The sequence below is a fragment of the Bacillus sp. FSL W8-0640 genome, from assembly GCF_038007725.1.
Taxonomy (GTDB): Bacteria; Bacillota; Bacilli; order Bacillales; family Bacillaceae_G; genus Bacillus_A; species Bacillus_A cereus.
This window is the reverse complement of sequence record NZ_JBBOXT010000001.1, coordinates 3,344,797-3,365,984: the sequence shown is the minus strand read 5'-3', so window position 1 is coordinate 3,365,984 and position 21,188 is coordinate 3,344,797. Positions and strand designations below refer to the sequence as shown.

The following is a 21,188-nucleotide window of genomic DNA, read 5'->3' as shown; positions in this document are numbered from 1 at the left end:
TATAAATTTAAAAGGTATTTTTGGAAAATTGCCATATTCCTGTAACAAAACAAAGGTATGTTATGTGTGTTAAATATAAAGAGAAAGAAGGAAAAGTTGTGAAAAAAGTTTTGCCAATTGTTGCGTTATTAGGCATGATGAGTTTTGGAGCACAGGAAATGAATGTAAGAGCTGATACATACCACAAGGGCGATTCAAAAATTAGTTTTTGGGATTCGAAAAGAAAGGGTACTAATTTCATGAATAGTACGTCATTACCTGAAAACTATAAAAGTGCAAAAGAAGCTAATATTGAATATGTACGTTTAGCACCTGATAAATGGGCAAAAGATAAAGATTTTCTATTTGAGGATAAACCAGATACTTCTGGAAAGGATTTTCTGATAGGTAATGCAGATAACTATCGGGGATTAGTAAAGGAAGATCTAGAAAAATTAAAGGCGGATTTAGATGCCGCACAATCACAAGGAATGAAAGTCGTTCTTACAATGTTATCCTTACCTGGTGATCGATGGCGCCAATTTAATAATAATAAGAATGACGACAGAATATGGGAAGAAGAGAAGTATCAAGAACAAGCAAGTCAATTTTGGAAGGACCTCGCTCTGGAACTAAAAGATCACCCCGCGGTGGTTGGTTATAATATTATAAATGAACCACATCCAGAAACAGCTAAAAATAATAGATATAATGATTTTTGGACGGAAGATTACGAGAAATGGTATGCAAAAGTAAAAGGAACGACAGCTGATTTAAACAGATTTTATGAAAAGGTGATTAACTCCATTCGTGAAGTGGACAAAGAAACACCGATTATTTTAGATTCAGGTTTATATGCTACTCCATGGGCCTTTAAATATTTAAAACCAGTAGAGGATAAAAAAACACTATACGCATTTCATATGTATGAACCATATGAATTAACGAGCCAAGGTGAAAAACAAAACAAGGAATATCAATATCCAGGATTAGTAAAAGTAGGGGATTTAGAGAAACCTGTAATGTGGAATAGACAGGGATTAGAGAAGTTTTTGAAGCCAATTCAACAATGGTCTAAGAAAAATCATGTACCATCTAATCGAATTATTGCAGAGGAGTTTGGAATTAACCGTACTGTTCCAGGTGCTACCCAATACATGCAAGATCTTATTTCTATCTTTAACCAAAAAGGATGGCATAAATCATTCTATGCATTCCGTGAAGACACATGGACAGGGATGAATTATGAATTGGGAACAGAAAAAATAAAATGGGATGAAGAGGGTAAACCGATGCGTCAAGATAATTCACTCTGGGATGTAATAAAAAAAGATTTACAAACGTGTAAATAGTTTAGAATATTAGGTTTAAGGACTAAATATAAGCATCTAATTCAAATAGAATTAGATGCTTTTTATTTCGAAAAAAGGTGGAGTTGAATTAAAGGTTCCATCTTTTCTTTTGCATAAAGGGTACCAATCAGGTTTATTTACAACGAAAAATAAGATTTTTAGAGAATAGCTTAGAAAAAATTGTGGAGGTTTAAACAAATGTGGTCACAATTGTTTAAACCTTTAAAGTAAAATGGAAGTTGGACAGTTGCTATACAGGCAGCAAATTTACAATATGTTTCGGCTGAGCCTTCGGGAAATATAATAGCAAATCGTAATGCAGTTAATGAATGGGAGAAATTCGAATTAATTCCGACTGGGGAATTATATACGTACGCTTTAAAAACTAAAAGTAATGGGAAGTATGTTTTGTTTGAGCCAAATGGTAGAGTAGTAGCAGATCGTACATCAATTGGTGCATGGGAAAAGTTTATCTTATATAATGGTGGAGACAATAGGATATATGTATTACAAGCACTAAGTAATGGTAGATATATATCAGCAAATGGTGGTAGAGAATTAACAGCTACTAGTTATGTAGCTGGAAGCTGGGAAAGATTTGTTATTGTATACTTCTAAACTTTGAAGTGTTATATATCTAAATGATAATGGCATGTTTAGTTGGTATAAATACCTAATACAATAAAGTTTTAAGCATGTAATACAAGTGTATATTAACGTGTAAAAGGGCTGCAAATAATTAGCAGTCCTTTTTGCATGAACTTACTGAGGTTATAATGAGAAGAAAAAGAACCCTATAGGGTTCTTTTTCAAGGCATATTAACAGTAAGGAGAATCATGAAATGCTACTTCAAATCTTTATTAGGGGAAAGATTTTGAAAAAGCTTAACATGTATTTATTTTTACATAAATGTAAGATGTAGTAAATTGATAATGTTTATACTTACTATTACTAATATTCAATTAAGATAGTTAATACTATTTATATAGTGTTAACTGGTGTATAGTACAGTATAAATTTAGAAATTTAATATTAGATTACATTTGTTAAAAAAGTTAATAGATATATTTTTTCAAATTCTAACTAACATTTAAACGGTTTTAATTGAAATTGGTTGTGTATTAACCTTTATAAGCCAATAAAAGTAAATAAAATAAACAAAGACCCTGTAATAAATACAGGGCCGGATACAGGGTTAAGGGAACGCATAGTTTCTTAATATCATAGTAGCATATATTCTTTGTATAGCTACATGAGGATTTTGACAGAATTAAGAACAAGACAGAAAATCTGTAGGAAAGCAAATATAGTGCTGGAAATGTGATTTTAAATTAAGCTATAGGTATATTGAAATGGATGAAAACTCTTGAGTACCATGATTAAATTGCCTTTAATTATGAGGCTTAGGTTAGAGGGCTAATTGGATCTTACTAAATAGGAGAAATGTTTTTTAGATTAAAAGAAGAAAAGACACCTTTTGGGTGTCTTTTCTTTAGGTAAACAGTTCACATATTGCTGAATTAGATACGAAACCATAATTCGACTAAGAAGTAAATCTTAACATAATCTGAACTGAAAAAATATGTAATTTTTGTTAAATAAAAAACATGCACAAAAATTGTGCATGTTTAATAAAAAGCTATGTCTTGTCTATGTAAATATATGTTTGGTTTATACAAACTGTGAGTATTTTTAAGTAAATTATTTGTTTATAAACAAATATAAAGAGCGTCCTGGAAGACGCTCTTCCACCCAAACTTACAATGAAAAAGAATACGTGACATTGTATGCGTTTTTTGTTCTTTGTGTAGTTTTTCAACAAAAAAGAGCGCTTTTAAAGGCGCCCAATGAACAAGATTTATATAAAAAAGGTGCACAAGATATGGTATGTATGCTTCTTAATCTTTGTGCAGATTTAATACAAAATCCTTATTTGAAAACAAGAAGCCTTAGAGTTAGGGCTCTAGGGCTTCTTGTTTTGGTATTCCCACATGGTTTTTCAAAAAGAATAGAACATATTGAAGATAACATGTGAATGTTTCATAAATGTATCAAAAAAGTGAACAAAATTGCTATTGCAGAAGAAGCAGAAATGAAATTTCTAATACGTAAGTACGTGAAAAGTATTATTTCCAGTGGATAAAATGCGCATGGGACACCTAATCATTATTTTATCGGGGGAAAAGAATATGTTATGAACTCGGTGGAATGAAAAAATGAAAATTTTACTTTTAGAGTGAAACTAAACAAAAAAGCTATTTTGTAGAGTTTTAATTCCATGAGAAAAGAGCACTTCATAAAAGTGCTCTTTTGACCAAAATCCATTTTGTAAAAGAGAGGAATACGTAATATCATATGAATTTATTTTTAAATGTGTTTAAAATCGTATAAAAACTTCTTTTTGCACAACAAAGCAGTTAGCTTAATTAGCTAACTGCTTGTTGTACAAAAGAAAATTAGGCCCTACAAGTAAATGATATGTAACTTTAAGTTACAACTATATTATAAGCAGAATTAAACATGTTATGCGGTAGTAAAAATAAGCTTAATCAAACTTTCATTTTGTATTAAGTTGAAATATAAAAAGAGCACTTAGTAAAGTGCTCTCGTGACGAGTCTCATTTTATAACGACTATTTCATAAAGAAAGGAACTCAGGATATTATATGTGCGCTAGTCAATTGAGTACCTTGTACAAATAAAGAGCAGCTAACAAAAGTTAACTGCTCAAGTTGTATTATGAGTAGTATTGTTAGAATATCGAATTTTATCCGTTTAATAAAAAAAGCAGAACTGCTCGGTTCATGGAATGTGTACGTTTATATAGGCAGTTTGGAATGATGCGTGAAGAAATGAAAGTCACTCCTTCTTATGGAATTAGATATCACGGACCTACAAATGATGTAGGAAAGCCATTAGAAGATGTTGCAATGGCTAATATACAACAAAGCAAACGAGAAGCGTGGATTAAGCAAACATCATTTCGTATTGACCAGTTTCTTAGTTGTTTGGGTAATGGGCGTGCAGGAAAGGATCAAAGAAACATCATCATTAAGCGTTACTTAGAAGATGAAGATATATGTAATTATATGGTATACAACGAAATTGGCATGAGCGAGCGTACTTATCGACGTGTTAAGGCTAGAGTATTTTATAAACTTGCTTTTGCTCTTAGATTAGAAGTTTATGAGACTGAAGAAACTGGAGGTAATGAATAATGAATTTTGTTCAGCTAATACGTGATTCAGAGCAAATACATTTACTGTAAGTGTGTATGTCATTTTTTAATTCTTAAAAAGTACAAAATAATAAAAACAAAGCATTCTATGTAACTTAAAATGAGACCTATGTATATGTAAAATGATTTTTTACAAAAGAATAGTTTGATTAACAAAAGTAAGAGCCGTCCTGTTGGGCGGCCTTTTTTTAGTTCTATGTAATTAAAATTTACTTTTAGATAATGCCTTTAGTATTGGATTAACAATCCTACTGATTAAGCGAAATCCTCTAAATATCGACTGGAAAAACTTCATCGCATCATCTCTCTTGGATTAGGTAAATAATAATAATTTTAGAGTGTAATCGTAAGATTGTTTTTCTAATTGAATCTAAAAGAGTGGATTGTTTATTATACAACAATTCATTAAATTTAAATTCTGTATTTAATCCAAAGGTATCTGTATTGTACAAAGTTTATATGATGTGGGACTGGGATTCAAAATCAATGCAATAGTAAATGTCAATGGTGCGACACACTCTAAAGGCTAAATGTTTTATATCATAGCAAATTCAAAGTTAATTGCTGTGTAGTAAAGAGAAATTCACTTTTATAAGGAGGAATATTCTTGTTTGCTATTCTAATTTATCTGACTTAATAAATAGAAAATTATCGTAATTTTTGGTAAGGAATTTATCAAGATTTTTCATAGAAAATTCCTCTAAAACTATTATCTGAATTTTCAGAATAAATAGTGAGGACGTTTGTTTTTATATCAATAGTGATCAAGTCTAAGCAAATTGTAATCAAAAACATAGTCTATCTTATAAAGCAGTGAGGCAGTTCTAAAATAAGATGAGATTTACTTTACTAGTTTTCATTTCATATAGTAAGTAGGTTTGATTCAAAAAGACTTCTTCACTACTTTATAAATTTCAAAGGAAAGGTTGATGAAAATGGCAGAACATCATGAAGATGAAATCCGTACTTTGTTACGCGCATTTCAATTAGTAGGAGCAAGAGTTGTATTATTTTTACCTTCATTCCACGTAGAAGGTCTTATTACTCGAATCGGAGAAACTTTTGTTACGCTTCGTCGTGGTAATGGAGAAGGCGTAGAAGTAGAAAGTAATAATGCTGGAAATACACTTGAAAATCCTAACCAAATTAGTGTGAAAATTAGTGATATTTTATCAGTTAGTGATGATCAAGGAGCGTAATTAGCAAGCTTAAAAATGCACTAGGTATTTGTAATCCTAGTGCATTTTTTTAATATTATATAAAATTAAAATAAACGATTTATCAAATGAGGAATTAAAATTTAATTACATACAAGCCTAGTGATAGTACAATTACCTAAAATATAAGTAATATCAATATTTTAGGTAATTGTACTATCACTTTTATACAAGTCATGTTTACAATATAATACAAACTTTTATAGGAGGGGATTATATGTGTAAGTTCTGTTCAAATCAAAAAAATACTAAATTTAAATTATTTGATATAAAACCTATCCCGTTTTTTATTCCACCAAAAACTTTTGCATATTCATCGGAGCTGCAGGAATCACCCGATACTTCAACAAAACCAATAAGGTCTCAAGAATCACCTGATACTTCAACAAAACCAATAAGGTCTCAAGAATCACCTGATACTTCAACAAAACCAATAAGGTCTCAAGAATCACCTGATACTTCAACAAAACCAATAAGGTCTCAAGAATCACCTGATACTTCAACAAAACCAATAAGGTCTCAAGAATCACCTGATACTTCAACAGAACCAATAAGGCCTCAAGAATCCGCTAGTGTTTCTGCAAAACTAATAAGGCCTCAAGAATCACCTGATACTTCTGTAAAACCAATAAGACCTCAAGAATCCACTGATGCTTCTGTAAAACAAATAAGGCCTCAAGAATCCACTGGTGCTTCTGCAAAACCATTAAAAACCCCAAAATCCTCTCGTGTTTTATTAAGATTAAGTGATATTTTTAACAATCCACCAACCCCTAAAAAATTCATACTATCGCAAGATAATTCACAATTATTATATAGTCAAAAAGAATCTCATTACCAAATAGATACATCTAATAATATTGAAATAAAAACAACTGAAATTAAAAAATTACTATGTGATTATCAACTAACCAATTTATACATTATATTATTTTTAGAAGATATTCATATCAAAGGTTTTATACTACACATTAGCAAAGATCTAGTTACTATTATTGGACCAAATATAAAAGTAGAAAGCAATTCAACAGATAATCTTATAGGATCACCAAACAAAATTAACGTAAAAATTGAAATGATTCAAGGGATTGGTGATGTAGGAGCTTCTCTCTCTAGCTAAGATAAATTTGTATATCAATATGGATAGTATTTATGTATTCGTATTGATATACAGTTATTACGGTAATGTGAAACCAATATTTCTTTTTAAATTTGCATTGAATCTATTAGTTCTTGCTCAAGTTGTTCTTGTGTATCATCTGTAACTAGTGATTTCGGAACTTTATTTAATTAGTTAAGAATCTCGTTATTTCCAATGAACTGTTACGGAATTGAAACGAATGACCTCCACTTTACTATACTTCTCCAATGTAATTACATGAAATAAAGGTATATCCTTAGAACGTAAGTACTTCAATGGGAAAATAATCAGTATGTAAGAAGGTGTGTGTATTATCTAAATAAAAAAGTGCTAACAAGTTTGCAAACGAACTTGCTAACACCAATGTAAAATAGACATAAATTATCGCCGGTATGTCGTCTTTGAAAATGGCTTTAATCAGTTACATCATACTTATACGAAATGCTCATAAAAGCAGTCTTAATATCAAGAATAAAGAAAAAATTATGAGTAAAGATTTTGTTTGCTCTATATGAAAAGATAAATAGATATTCATCAGACAAGGATAATTTAGCATATCTTGAATAGGGTGTAGGAACGAATTAAAGAAAGGGATATTTGTTTAGGAAGGGACTGACTCAGGAGTGGGACTTTCGGACAGGGTTTGGGGAGCGGTGATTGCCTTTGGCATTGCGACTAATATCGTTGCTTGTATAATGGCAGTATACATTCAAAAATATGAGCTAATGATAAATCATCTTACAAATATTTTATTTTTAATAATTATCTCTTTAACGTTTATAAAGATGAAAATTAACAGATGGGTGGCTTTAGGATTTACATTAGTTGTAATAGAGAAAGGTATTAAAGCGGGCTATGACTTCTACACACATAATTATTATAGTGTCAGTTGGAGTTTAGCTATCATTGTCTATTGCATATACGAGATGGAAAAGTATTATATTGAAATAAACGAATAGGCGCAACAAAAAGGTGTTAGTAGGTGGAATTCTTTTTAAAATACTATAAAAAAGACACTACAAGAGTGTCTTTTTTTTGAAAATACTCTATAATTAACTTTGGGGAAGGTAATGTTAGAGTATTCGTTTAGCATTATCTTTATATTTGATAAACCATGAAATCGAAAGATTTTGTGGTTTATTTTATGAACAATAGATATTACAGTATTGGCAGTGAGTTATTAACCATTTTAAGCATTAGGGGAGAATGGATTAAAAGTCTAACATCGAATAACGGTTCCGGAATATAGTGTTGCGAAATGATCTCCCATATCCCAAACGGTACTTGCCTGTATATAGCCCTTAAAGCCTTCTGAAGAATAATAAATCTCTTTTGGTATACTTTCTTTAGTTTGGAAATGTGCTTTAGAGTACTTTACATAATGGTTTTTAACAACTTTTGCTTCTGGAACAATAGTGTTTTTTTGTTCCAATTTTGGCCTAGCACTAGAAGGTGGTATGAATTTTATATTGTCTTGGTAATTAGGATCTAAGGTGTCAGCTTGTACACTGTGTGACGAAACAAAGGTGCTTAGACTACTTCCCGCGATTAAAGTTGCAAATACTAACTTTGAGAATTTTGTTAATCTACTCATTCTATAATCTCCTTTTTATTATTTTGTAAGGTATCTCCTTACACCTCACAGTCTATATCCACTACAAAAGGGTGTACATACATATTGATAGACAAAATTCTACAAAATACCGCATGTTTTTGGGATTTATGTATAATAATCCAATGTCTAATAATCTATCAAAAGTAAAAAGGTAGGTCTTATATAAAAGAAAATGAATAATTTATGCAGGTAATGTATATGGAATTATTGTTTAAATATTCTAAAATGAGTTGATAAAGATGTTGGTAGGTTTTTTGGAAAACAAATAATTCCCTAGGTGAAATTTGGAAGGAAGATTCTCTGTTAGAGTTTTTATAAGGGAATTCATTTTCGTAGATTCAAAATGTAAAAATAACTAAAAGAGCAAGTGTTTCAATGGGTAAAAAGCTATGTTGAGTCTTTTTTCTCTGTCGGTGGTCGTCTAATCAATGAAATGACGGATGCTTATGATAGTTTGTGTCTAGCAACATTCGTGTATAAACGAATGAATTAAGAAAAGGGTGAAATATTGGATAACTCGAAATGGATGCCTTTAAGTAATGTTGATGATGATGAGGAAATTTGGGTAGGAGCAAGAGTTAGGGTGTACAATGTTGGTATGAATAGAGAAGATAAAGAAAATAATTTCTATGAATATATTATTTCTTATATCTACGACAACACTAACTACTTACAACTAACTAATTTAACAACAGGAAAAGCAGGTTATATTATTTGTGTCATTGAAAAAGAATTACCAAATAATTATGCTTTGGGCAGAACATTAAAGCAAAGAATAGGTTTAGAAAATACCTATTTTAGATTTGAATAATCAACAAATAAGGGAAGCACCAACTCTAAGGTGTCTTCCCTTATTTAATACTTTTTATCAATAATCAATATTAACAGAGCCTAAATAAAAAAGTGAGAAAAATGATAAACACTCTTCTCACTTTCATCAATTAGGGTGGCATATACATAAATATGCGTTTGGGTGGATTTTGGATGAAAAATCCACATGCATAGTATAACAAAAAAATTATGGCTTTTCGCATGTAATATTGCATATGAAAAATAGTAAAGTTTTAAATTTTAATATTAACAACTTATATATATGTGTTACAATGTAATTCTCTAATTTATTTTATTCTCCTATTTAGAATTTATAGTTTAGTGATTCAATAATACAAAAGTGGTTGTAATAAATAGATAAAACGATGAAATAATACAGTTAGAATGGTTAAAAGGCAGTTAAATATAAGTATTAAAAGAAATAAATTTACTTATTTATGTTTAGTGAATGTATTATGGTAAGAATTTCATCCGATTGGATTAGCGCTAAACTAGATTTTTATCCAAACAAATCCAATAATTATTTTTTAAATGAAGTATATGTTGCATCAAGTTTATTTGGAATAATTCGTAGTCTAATAATTGCTGAATCTAGAAAAATAACATATTCGAAAGGAGGGCAGATAAAACTCTGTCTGTGAAAATTAAATCTCTAAATTATAAAGTACGGATAATAGGATGTAATTGTGGTTTCATTTCGAATGGTACCATAAATGAATGTGGAAAAGTAAAGGAGAAAAATTTAAATAAACTATATAAGTAGTAAAAATGAAAAGGAGAAGTAGCTAGTGTTTAATATAAAAGAAAGATTGGGGAAAATAAAGCTTAAAACGAAGTTGTCTATGGCATTTATAGCAATATTAATTATACCAAGCCTTATCGTAGGAGTATCATCTTATAATAAAGCAAAAACAGATCTTAATGAAACAATTCTACAATCAGCAAAAGATAATATAAGTATTTTAGATAAGATTGTTGATGATGAATTAGAAAATAAGCATACAGATATCACTCATTTTGCAAAGGTACTCACACAAGGGGATTATAATCCTGAACAATCGCAAAATGTACAGAATAAATTTGATCAATATATACAGTTACATCCAGAGATAGAAACGATTTATACGGCATCCAGTAACAATCAATTTATTCATGCACCTGTTGGAAAAATACCAGAAGGGTTTAATCCGCTAGAAAGCAGTTGGTATAAGGATGCAGTAAAAGCAGATGGAGAGATTATTGTTTCATCTCCATATAAATCAAAGTCTACAGGAAATATGGTAATTGCAATTGCAAAGCAGAATGCAGATAAAAGTGGTGTCATTGGCGTAGATTTGAATATTAAAGATATCGTAAAAACATCCAAAATGATAAAAATTGGGAAGCAAGGATTTGTATCTATAGTTAGTCAAGATAAAACTATAGTTGTTCATCCATCACTAAAACCTGGAGAGAAATTAGATAAAACTTTAGTGGATGAATTGTACAAGACAGAAGATGGAGTAATTACTTATAGCCTCAATGGTGAAGATCGAAACATAAGCTTTAAGACAAATAAAAAAACAGGTTGGAAAATAGCTGGCGTAATGCCTACGAAAGAAATTGAAGAAGCTACCAATCCTATTTTTTATAAAACGCTCACTATAATAGGTGCTTCATTATTGTTAGGTGGAATTGTAATTCTATTCATACTCAAATCTATAATTACTCCACTAAGACAATTAGTCATTTCAGCTCAAAGAATTAGTCAAGGAGATTTAACCGAGAAAATAGATATTGGTTCAAAGGATGAACTTGGTCAATTAGGTGGTAGTTTCAATACAATGGCAGAGTCGTTACGTAATATTATTTCTCAAATTAACACATCTGCAGGACATGTAGCTGCATCTTCTGAGGAACTAACTGCTAGTGTAGAGCAAGCAAGTGTTGCGACAGAACAAATTACAAAAGAGATGGAAGAAATCTCGAACAGTGCAGAGGTTCAAAATAATGAAGTTGAGTCTGGAGCTGAATTAATTGGTGAGGTAACACGAAATATTCAATACGTAGCTGAGAATGCTTCTGAAGTATCGGCTTCATCCATATACACTAAACAAAAAGCCAATGAAGGTGAACAATTAGTAGAACAAACTGTAACACAAATGCAGTCTATCCATCACTCTGTTTCTCAATCCGATAATGTCATAAAATTATTAGATAAGAAATCACAGCAAATTGGCAGTATATTAGAAGCGATTCAAAATATTGCGGAACAAACAAATTTATTAGCATTAAATGCAGCGATTGAAGCAGCTAGAGCTGGGGAACAGGGGAGAGGATTTGCAATTGTTGCCGATGAAGTTAGAAAGTTGGCGGAGCAATCATCCGAATCTTCAATGGAAATTGGAAGTTTAATTAAGGAAATACAAGCAGACGTACATGAGACTGTAAAAGCTATGAATGAAGTAGGCGTAGAAGTACAGTCGGGAATTAAAGTTGCTAACGATACAAAACAAAGTTTTTATGAGATTTCAAAATCTGCAAATGATATTGTGTCAAAAGTGCATGGTATGGTGGAACTATCTAATACAATGACTACTGATGCAATGAAAGTCGATACATCGATTGATCAAATAGCTATGGCTGTAAAAGAAAATTCTTCAAGTATGCAAACGATAGCTGGTTCATCTGAGGAACAACATGCTTCTATGGAAGAGATAAATTCTTCAGCAATACAATTAGCACAGATGGCGGAAGAACTTCAAGAGTTAATTGGTGGATTTAAGATTTAAGTTGAGATTCTAGGAGAGAATGCTAGAATCTTGTTACAGAGTGGAAATGAAAAATCTTATAACATAGTAAATAAGTATAATATGTACTCTCTATGCGTATTGAACAGGCAGATAAGCCATTTAAAAACCCTCCATTTGGAGGGTTTTTAAATACATTTACATTAAATTTGTGGTGGTGCACCACCATAATCGCCAACACTATATGAAGGAGCAGGATAATGCCCATGAGTAGCAAGCTGATCTGTTTTAGAAAACTGAAAAATTCCCACCGTTAATACCCCAATAAAAGCAATGCTTGATAATAATAAGCTAATTTTTTTCATTATTTTAACACTCCTTTTGCGATTGATTTTTGTCTTGCTTGATAACAAATATGGAAATAGTCACTTACTTTTTGGTGGTTCTCTAATTGTCTACATTTTGTGGCAAATAATTCGGCGTATTCGACAACATATTCCCATAATTCTTCTTCCTCAAAGTATAAGATTCCTTCTTGAATGATTTTTTCTAATTCTTCCAATGGAATATTTTCGTTTGATTTTTTTAAAATAGAGAAGTGGTGTGTATATTCTTCGTTATGAATCTCTCTGCAAATCTGTAGTCCCTTATCAATGAGTTGGCTGGCCGTTGATTGTTCTCCTAACTTATAATGTTCCTTAGCTTGTAGGAAGATGGCCTTGAAGTGTGTAGGGATTTTCTCTGTTACTTCTGAAAGGTGACGAATAGCTAAAGTAGACATACTTTGATCAGAATACAGCCACCCCATAGTATTTTTTACGTATAACAAGGAATCTTCTTCCCTATTTTTTTGTAGTAAATCAATTGCACAATGTAGATATTCTTCTGCTTGTTCGTACTGTTTTAAATAGATGCAGCAACCACCTAGCAAACTATTACAAAAGGCTGTTTTTACTTCATAACCTTCGTACTTTGAAAAGATTGCTCTCGATTTATTTGCGTATTCGATAGAAGCGAGATTGTTATAGGTATGGTGATAGAAAGTAGCAATTCTATAGTAAAATTCGGCGTGTTCAATTTCATCTGGTATAGCTACCAATATTTTTTCTGCTAGTTTATAATGTTCCTCTGCCTCAGTATAATTTGATATAAAAGTGGAATGAATGGATTTGAAAAAATGATAATAGAATTGTAGAAATTGATCTGTAGGCATATCATAATCGCTAATAGTATCAAAACTATTTTGTTGAATACCAAGGCTATCTGTTAAGACCTTGTAACGAAATTCGAGTAGTGAATAGTATAGTAACAAATTTTGATCCTGATGCTCTTGATTCGGTTCAATGCTTAACTTATTAATTTTTTCATCAATTTTCTTTTTTAGATTAGTAGCTTTTATAACTTGCTGAGATAGCATAGATCGATACCAGTCGTTCAATAGAGAGGTTAATTGCTCATTTCCTTTTACTGAGACACTCATAATATACGCCCCCATTTTCTAAAAAAATCCTAATCCAATTTAATTATAAACATCATAACAAAATAGAAGAAAAAATGGAGTGATATTACAATATTTTTCAAGAAAATTCATAAAAAACAATCAATTCGTGTCGAATATACGTAGAATAAAACATCCAAAAATAATCAAAAGATGATATGAGTCTTTATACGTTCTATTAGGTGAACTAAGAAACTGTGATTGAAGATTTATGAAATTTCTTTTTCTTAAAACGATCAATTATGTGTTAATTTTTAGATTATTTTATCGGATAAATATAGTATGTATCACCACCAAATGTATAAATCTTGCGTATGTAAATAAGAAGAGAATAAAGGAAATAAAAAAGAACTTGTAAGAATTCCTACAAGTTCTTTTTTAGATAATGTAAAAGGTGAAACAGACTATGTCATTATTTGTAATAGTAAAATTATCTTACGTATGGTTTTGTTTTATTTTATAGAAGATGTACTATATTGAAGATTTGTTCTTATTGTTGATTAAAGGGAAATTTAAGAATGGTAAGGGGAAAGTGCATAAAAGAGAAAGTCTCCTTTATTTATTCTGAAAAGATAATTCAAAAAGCTATTTGTGTATAGAATAAGCTATGCATAAATTCATCAACATTGGTGATAATAAATAAGAGAATCAATATATAAGCATAAACTTGTTAAAGCTCAGTGTAATTCTATAAATAGTAGATGTAATCATCTGAAAAATAACATTATTTACTTTTCGAGTAGGATAAGTAGAAAAAAAGGAAGTTTTTCTTTGAAGAAAGCTCTTTTGACAGGAATAGATTTTTTCATAACTAGAACAAATAAATTAATAATCACATATACTGTATTGTCGTTAAAGCAAGACATTATTTTCTCAGAACAAGGGAATCACTAGAAAAATACGTGATTCCTTTATTCTTCAATATAATGTCAATAGTTGATTTGAAATAACCGAAGAAATAAAATTTTTGTTAATGGACAATCACATAATTTTAGGTATAGTAGGTTTATAATTTAGACTATAAAAATTAATGTATCTTTTATTATTTTAACCAAGAAGACTCCCTCCATAAGGAACTCACAGCAAGTATGGGTAAGTGGGAGTAGTTCAAAGCATGCAATATTGTTTGATTTGGCTAATACATAGATTTCTCATCTCAGAACTGGTGTAAGAATTATAATGTTTATACCATTCTATTGTATTTTCTAAAGTCTGTTGTAGGGACCATTTTGGCTGCCAATTAAGATTGAATTTTGCTTTGCTAATGTCAAGGTTTAGTAAATTTGCTTCATGAAAATTTATTGGATCTATATTTTCTGCTGTCCAATCCCCGCAGCCCCAAATATCTAGTAAACTGGTCACTAATTTTTCTACTGAAACAATATTGCTTAGGGATGGCCCGAAGTTCCATGCTCCTGAAAAAAGGATACCATTATTTATAATTTTTTCTGTAAGGAGTAAATACCCGCTTAAAGGTTCTAGTACATGTTGCCAGGGTCTAATAGCAGTAGGATTTCTAATAATAATCTTTTTGTTTGATTCTAATGCTCGTATACAATCGGGAATAATTCTATCTATTGACCAATCACCACCACCAATTACATTACCAGCTCGAACACTTGCAATTATTTTCTTGTGTTGAGAAAATTTTTCTTCTGAAAAGTAAGAATTACGATAGGAAGAAATTAAAAGTTCGCAGCATCCTTTGCTTGAGCTATATATGTCATGGCCGCCCATAGGGTCAATTTCACGATAACCCCAAGGCCATTCTTTATTTTCATAGCACTTGTCACTTGTCACCATAATTCCTATTTTAGCTGATTCATGTAATCGAATTGCCTCTAGTACATTCATAGTTCCTACAACGTTTACCTCGTATGTTTCTCTAGGATATTCATATGAATACTTAACTAGAGGTTGGGCAGCTAAATGGAATACAATTTCAGGTTTATAATCTGTAAAAACCTTATTTAATTTATTAAAATCTCTAATGTCTCCACGAATATCAATTATATTATTTTGAAGGTTAGTAATGTTAAAGTTATCATTTTTATTTTTAGGATCTAATGAATATCCGATTACAGCAGCACCTAATTCATTCAACCATAGGGATAACCAAGAACCTTTAAAACCAGTATGTCCAGTAATTAAAATTCTTTTTCCGTAAAAAGCATTATTAAAGTTTTGGTTTAACAATTAGTCCACCTCCTTTAGTACCCTATTTTTAGGGAGTTAGGTATAAATGTTTATTATTTTTATACCAATTAACAGTTTTTATAATTCCTTCTTCAATATTAATTCTAGGTTCCCAGGAAAGAGAGTTTTTTATTTTTTGCACATCCGCTTCAGGAACCCATCTTTCATTTGTTCTAGAGGAAATTGCACCGTAATTTGGTCTGGAATTGGTTTTCAAATGTTTGAATAATAATTCTACATAATGTTTCAAGGGGTGAATAGTGCCGCTCCCAATATTAAAGATTTCATTTTGTACAGTAGTATTTTCTACTGCTAGGATACAGGCATCTATTACATTTTCTATATAACAATAATCTCTTAATTGATTACATAAAGTTAAATTTACATCTTTGTTTTGTAATACTCGCAAGATTATATAGCTAAAAATTTTATGCGGCTCTTCGCCTTCTCCGAATATGCCAAAAGGTCTTAATGTTATAAGATTAATATTGTTTTCGCTAGCAATTTGATGGGCGAGTATAGTAGCAGCAGCTTTGGTACTTCCATAGATGTCCACAGGAGTTAGTAACATATTTTCATGAATAGGTTCCATCTTGTTACCGTATTCAGAACTACTCCCAAAATTGATGATTTTTTTACAATTCACCAATTTTGCTGCTTGAATAATGTTACAAGTCCCTATAACATTTGTTTCTATAGCATGGATGTAATCTGTATGGGCAGAATTTACACCATAGGCTGCCAGGTGAAAGATATAATCGGGATTAATTTTCTTAATTGCATCTTGTACTTGTTTTTTATCTCGTATATCTATTTCATAGGTTTCAATATATTTTAGAATATCCTTTAGTCTCCAAGAGTTTGATGGTGTTCTTATGAAAAGAACAATTTTTGCTTGTAAATTTAAAAGTCTTCGTGCCAAGTGAGAACCAATAAAACCGTATCCACCAGTAATAAGGAAAGTTTTATTTTTAAATGAAGCAATCATAGTGATAATCTATCCTTTATTAAGATGTATTTTTAGTTGCTGAAATAAATAGATTTATTTTTAAATAAGGAAAGTATCAGTCTTAATTGTGATGAGGGGAGGGGTATTTAAAATAATTTTTTATTGTTGTTGTATCAATTTGGTCAGCAAATAAAGAGGAGGGAGATTTTTGAAAAGTATTATGAAGGGTATGACATGTCTTGTTCAATTGTTCAATATAAGGAATGTATATATAATCTAAAACTGCTGGAGGTAATTCTAAAGCTTCTTGTTTCCATAAATCGAACTCATTTGGATTAATAATTTGCATACTTCCAAAATGAAAAGCTATTAATTCATCTTGATCAATAAAAACTTTATTATCTGTTTTGGATATAGAACTGCTATTTAAAATGACATTCCAAGGTGCTGCATCAATACCTTTATGAGTCATGATTTTTATATTAGAAAAGATGTTAGGAATGTGATTTAAATATTTTTGGTCACCCCATCTATTCATTTCAACATCATATTGATTATTGCAATATTCTAGGCATTTATCTTTCCACCATGTTAAAATTTCTTTACTATTTTGATCGTTTTTGAAGCCTACTAAACCAGCTTGGTATATACCGTGTATGCTTTCAATTTCAGTAGAGCTTCTTTGAGGGCAAAGGAATACAGAGTATTTCCACCATTCATCAAGAATGATATTAGGTGCTGTAAAGAAATACATATCAGCATCACAATATATAATGTGATCAACTTCCGGATAAAGACTAAGGACATGTAGACATAGGGGTGCTTTTAATGTCCAACAATATTCTTGTAAACTTCTATCATTTTTTATACTGAGGAGTTCATGATTTTCAATATCCTTTACCGGAATTAGTATGGCGTGCTTTAATTTTAATTTTTCTAATATTTGATACGTTAAATCATCCATACAACAAATCCATACAGTAAATTTAGCGTTGAAATTTTCTAAGGAATAATAAGAGGTCAATCCTTGGATTAATCGCTCTTTACTTATAATCATGGAAAAGTTCATAAAATGATTGGATTGATTCATTTTTCTTCTTAATTGTGAATCTTTATATAAAGTTTGAGCTTTATTTATATCTTTTTTACTTAAAAATTGTTTAGTATCTTTATTGAATTTATCCTTTAATTGCTTTAAAACAAATTGAATTCTCTCTAAATACGGAGTGTAAATATGGTTTAATATATTATTGGGTATTGAAATTTCTCCCAAAGACCAAAGATCAAAATCATTTTCAGTAAAGATAGTAATACATGCAAAATGGTAAACAACTAGTTTGTCGTTTTCAATAAATATATCGTTTTTAGTCTTGTCAATTTTGTAATCGTTATTATATATACAGTTCCAAGGCGCAGCATTTATACCTAAGTTATTTGAAATTTTTACTTTTGGAAAATATATAGGGATATAATCTAAATACTTTTGGTCGCCAAATTTTCCCTCCTCAGCCTCGGCACTGCACCAATCTATACATTTATTTTTCCACCATCTTACACTTTTTAGTCCATAGAGATCATTCTTAAATCCAATTAGACCAGCCTGATATTTTCCATACATTTTTTCTACCCAATCACGATCTCTTTGGGGGTTAGGAAAATAGAATGGTCACCCCATTCCTCAAAAATAATATTAGGGTCAGAGAAAAAGCATAAATCACCATCACAATATAGAATAGATGGTAAATCATAATTGACCAATAAATATTCTATCAAGACAGATTTTAAAGTCCAACAATATTCATTTACTTTTCTTTTTCTCTTAATTGCTTTTAATTCACGATCTTCCAATTCTTCAACTTGTAAAAGGTTTACATTAATTAAACTCATTTCTTTTAATAGTGAATATGCAAAAGGATCTATACAACAAATCCACAATGTGAATTTTTCTGAGTACTGCATTAATGATTGCTGTAAAGCAATAATTTTCAAGACATACTCACTACCTACAATGACGCAGAAATGATTATTTAGATCATGTTGTTGATTATAGAATTGGGGATCAATTCTTTTTTGAGTATTTTTTTTGGAGAGATTTGAAGCTTTAATTCCTGTTGAAAGTGGGTTAACTATTTTCTCATTAGAGGGGATATACAATCGAGGTAAACTTATTTTTTTATCATTAGAGTTCAATGCTTATTCAGTCCTCTCCACTAAAATTTATTTGGATTCCAACTTTCATTTACAGTTTTTAAATCTTTAGGTGTATCGACACTAGCCCAAAAGTCATTGTGTTCATAGACTGCGAGCTCATTGTCTTTTATTAAATTTCGAAGAGGATCTTCTTCTAGAACACAATCATCATTATTACTTAAATAATCGAATATTTCTTTGTTAAATACAAAAAAACCGCCATTAATTACTTCATCAAGTAATGGTTTTTCTTTAAAATCAATAGCAATTCCATCTTCGACCGCCAATAGGCCGTATTGACTATTTTTTTAATTCCAGTTAATGTAGCAATTTTTCCTTTTTCTTTATGGAATGCTATTAGTTGATCAATATCTATATTGGCTAATCCGTCACCATAAGTTAATAAAAAGGTTTCACCCTGTACAAAGGATTCAAGTTTTTTTAGTCTTGCCCCGGTCATTGTATCAATTCCTGTATCTATAAAGTGTATATTCCAATTTTCTAATTTCTGAAGTAGCGTATATTGACTGGTTTTAAAATTCAAACTAAAGTCATTCTCTTTCCAGCTAAAGTCCATAAAATATTCCTTAATTTTCTCACCTTTATATCCTAAGGGCAAAATGAAATCAGAATGTCCATATTTTCTATACCAATTCATTATATGCAAGAGGAGAGGCTTTCCTTGAACTCGAACTAATGGTTTGGGAATGTCCTCTAAAATTCCTTGCATCCGAAGCCCTTTTCCGCCACACAAAATTATGACTTTCATAGATTTATTTCCTTCCTCTCTATATATTTTACTAATTTAAACTATGTAGTTTGTTTGGTAAATGTATACACGGTTGTACCATAATGACAATCAACTAAAAAAAATATGTTAGATTTATAATTCAGATGCTGATTAAACGTGGAGAATACACATTGTAGTTTATCATTAATTGTATGTAAATTAGGTTCTTTTAAAATCTATGCTTTAGTTTATTTAATATTAATGAAAGAAATTGCTTGTTCTTAAGATAAAAGAAGGGGAAGGAAATCAAGGGAATTGAAGAAGCTTATAATGAAATATCCAAGAAGACAAAATATAAGATAAAGTATGGAAGTAAGTAGTCGTGAATGCACTACATAAGCAGAATATGCTGATCGCATAAATGATTATACAGAAATCAACAGAAGAATAACAAAGGGAATTAGTCATTTGAAGGAAAATGGAACAACTATTTTTACATTTTATAAATTCAAAAAAGAGCACCGCATAAAGGTGCTCTAGTGATGGAACTAATTTTGTAAAGAACTATTTATTCAATAAAGAAGGACTTACGAATTATTATATGAACGTTTTGTTAATTAAGTGTGTATCAATTAGACAGGAATTTTATTTCTCTACACCTATTTGATTTTACGGGCCAAATCATGTTAAAAGTAAGAAAAAAATTATTAAGTTAATGTTATTTTGTTTAAAATAACATCCCAATCGGAATCATCACCTTCCCATCTATCCTGATAACGTGGGAGTTCAATTGAACAAACCCTCGATATTCCCCAATTTTGTTCAACAATATTAGATATACCCTCCTTGAAATTAACAATAAGGATATTAAAATCCTTATTTGTAATTTTAGATAATACGTTTTGCAATTCAACCGCTTCATCTCGATTTCCCCAAATTCTAATGAATAAAATGGATTCACTACTATTTATTTTTTCAAGGAATCGATTAATTCTAGTGTCTAATTTAGCTTTAAAAGAAGGATAGGTTGATTTCAAATCCTTTTCTGAATTAATAGGAAAATCATGCATTGAAAAACAATTATAATAAGTGTCCTTTATACAGTAGGTAATTCGTTCTGCCCATTTAATTTGATTATCAAATTCTGATTCAATAAGACCGTAACTTTCGGAACCTTCTATAACCATATTTTCCAACTTCATGAATTTTTTAAATCGATTTTGAAGTAATCTGTTTACATCTGAAAGTGATGGATAATAAAACCAATCTAAAGGTCCAGAAAATGTTCTTAAATTGTGTCTTTTGATTTGGTTGGTGACTTGACACAATCCTCCTAAACTTACAATTACGCCATAGGATTTTTGTATATCTTCTAGGTTCATCCTCATCATCCTTTATAAAAGTAATTTAAATTATCTGTTCAGTATATGATGCAATAACATATTGATGTGGACCTATATATCAAAGTACATAGAGCTAAGACATTTGTATAAATTTAAAAAGTCAAATACCTAAGTTGAGGG

At 30.4% G+C, this 21,188-nt stretch carries 13 protein-coding genes and 4 pseudogenes; 9 read left to right on the top strand and 8 right to left on the bottom strand.

Features of this window, described 5'->3' with window-relative positions; genetic code table 11:
* Positions 1–62 precede the first annotated feature (62 nt).
* The 7 genes and pseudogenes from N2V80_RS17350 to N2V80_RS17320 all read left to right on the top strand — a co-directional run bounded on the left by N2V80_RS17350 (position 63) and on the right by N2V80_RS17320 (position 7,886).
* The gene (locus N2V80_RS17350) at positions 63–1,331 is read left to right on the top strand and encodes a glycoside hydrolase family 5 protein (protein WP_061655522.1); all 1,269 of its coding nucleotides are present in this window, start codon (positions 63–65) and stop codon (positions 1,329–1,331) included.
* A 231-nt stretch (positions 1,332–1,562) separates the two neighbouring features.
* Positions 1,563–1,949, top strand: a pseudogene (locus N2V80_RS17345) (fascin domain-containing protein); the annotation flags it as partial.
* Between the two features lie 1,088 nt (positions 1,950–3,037).
* The gene (locus N2V80_RS17340; RefSeq protein WP_002197207.1) at positions 3,038–3,367 is read left to right on the top strand and encodes a hypothetical protein; all 330 of its coding nucleotides are present in this window, start codon (positions 3,038–3,040) and stop codon (positions 3,365–3,367) included.
* Positions 3,368–4,135: 768 nt separating this feature from the next.
* Positions 4,136–4,549 (top strand): annotated as a pseudogene (locus tag N2V80_RS17335) (ArpU family phage packaging/lysis transcriptional regulator); the annotation flags it as partial.
* Between the two features lie 949 nt (positions 4,550–5,498).
* Entirely contained in the window at positions 5,499–5,768 is a 270-nt protein-coding gene (locus N2V80_RS17330) for a hypothetical protein (protein ID WP_000781353.1), read from the top strand.
* Positions 5,769–6,003: 235 nt separating this feature from the next.
* Positions 6,004–6,906 (top strand): hypothetical protein, encoded by a 903-nt coding sequence (locus tag N2V80_RS17325; protein WP_270173435.1) that lies wholly within the window; start codon positions 6,004–6,006, stop codon positions 6,904–6,906.
* Between the two features lie 644 nt (positions 6,907–7,550).
* The gene (locus N2V80_RS17320; protein ID WP_000524433.1) at positions 7,551–7,886 is read left to right on the top strand and encodes a hypothetical protein; all 336 of its coding nucleotides are present in this window, start codon (positions 7,551–7,553) and stop codon (positions 7,884–7,886) included.
* Positions 7,887–8,146: 260 nt separating this feature from the next.
* On the opposite strand, the gene N2V80_RS17315 is transcribed toward N2V80_RS17320, so the two are convergent.
* Positions 8,147–8,521 carry a hypothetical protein gene (locus tag N2V80_RS17315; protein ID WP_000088957.1) on the bottom strand — a complete coding sequence of 125 codons (375 nt, stop codon included), beginning with the start codon at positions 8,519–8,521 and terminating at the stop codon, positions 8,147–8,149.
* Between the two features lie 547 nt (positions 8,522–9,068).
* Between N2V80_RS17315 and N2V80_RS17310 the strand changes: the two genes are divergently transcribed.
* Positions 9,069–9,353: a hypothetical protein gene (locus N2V80_RS17310; RefSeq protein WP_002062883.1), complete on the top strand. Its 285-nt coding sequence runs from the start codon at positions 9,069–9,071 to the stop codon at positions 9,351–9,353.
* Positions 9,354–10,161: 808 nt separating this feature from the next.
* Positions 10,162–12,144, top strand: a complete 1,983-nt coding sequence (locus tag N2V80_RS17305) for a methyl-accepting chemotaxis protein (protein WP_061654684.1) — start codon at positions 10,162–10,164, stop codon at positions 12,142–12,144.
* A gap of 161 nt (positions 12,145–12,305) precedes the next feature.
* Here N2V80_RS17305 and N2V80_RS17300 read toward each other — a convergent pair whose 3' ends face one another.
* The 7 genes and pseudogenes from N2V80_RS17300 to N2V80_RS17270 form a co-directional block, all read right to left on the bottom strand.
* Positions 12,306–12,467, bottom strand: coding sequence for a hypothetical protein (locus N2V80_RS17300; RefSeq protein ID WP_000724116.1), 162 nt, complete (start codon positions 12,465–12,467; stop codon positions 12,306–12,308).
* Positions 12,467–13,582, bottom strand: a complete 1,116-nt coding sequence (locus N2V80_RS17295; RefSeq protein ID WP_061654683.1) for a Rap family tetratricopeptide repeat protein — start codon at positions 13,580–13,582, stop codon at positions 12,467–12,469. Before N2V80_RS17295 ends, N2V80_RS17300 begins: the two co-directional genes overlap by 1 nt.
* Before the next feature lie 1,125 nt (positions 13,583–14,707).
* Entirely contained in the window at positions 14,708–15,796 is a 1,089-nt protein-coding gene (gene rfbG, locus N2V80_RS17290; RefSeq protein WP_061654646.1) for a CDP-glucose 4,6-dehydratase, read from the bottom strand.
* A gap of 28 nt (positions 15,797–15,824) precedes the next feature.
* Positions 15,825–16,784, bottom strand: coding sequence for an NAD-dependent epimerase/dehydratase family protein (locus N2V80_RS17285; protein ID WP_000561952.1), 960 nt, complete (start codon positions 16,782–16,784; stop codon positions 15,825–15,827).
* A gap of 82 nt (positions 16,785–16,866) precedes the next feature.
* Positions 16,867–18,935: pseudogene (locus N2V80_RS17280) on the bottom strand (glycosyl transferase).
* Positions 18,936–18,955: 20 nt separating this feature from the next.
* Positions 18,956–19,704: pseudogene (locus N2V80_RS17275) on the bottom strand (sugar phosphate nucleotidyltransferase).
* Positions 19,705–20,372: 668 nt separating this feature from the next.
* Complete coding sequence (locus N2V80_RS17270; protein WP_001047153.1) at positions 20,373–21,047, bottom strand: papain-like cysteine peptidase; 675 nt, start codon at positions 21,045–21,047, stop codon at positions 20,373–20,375.
* Positions 21,048–21,188 lie beyond the last annotated feature (141 nt).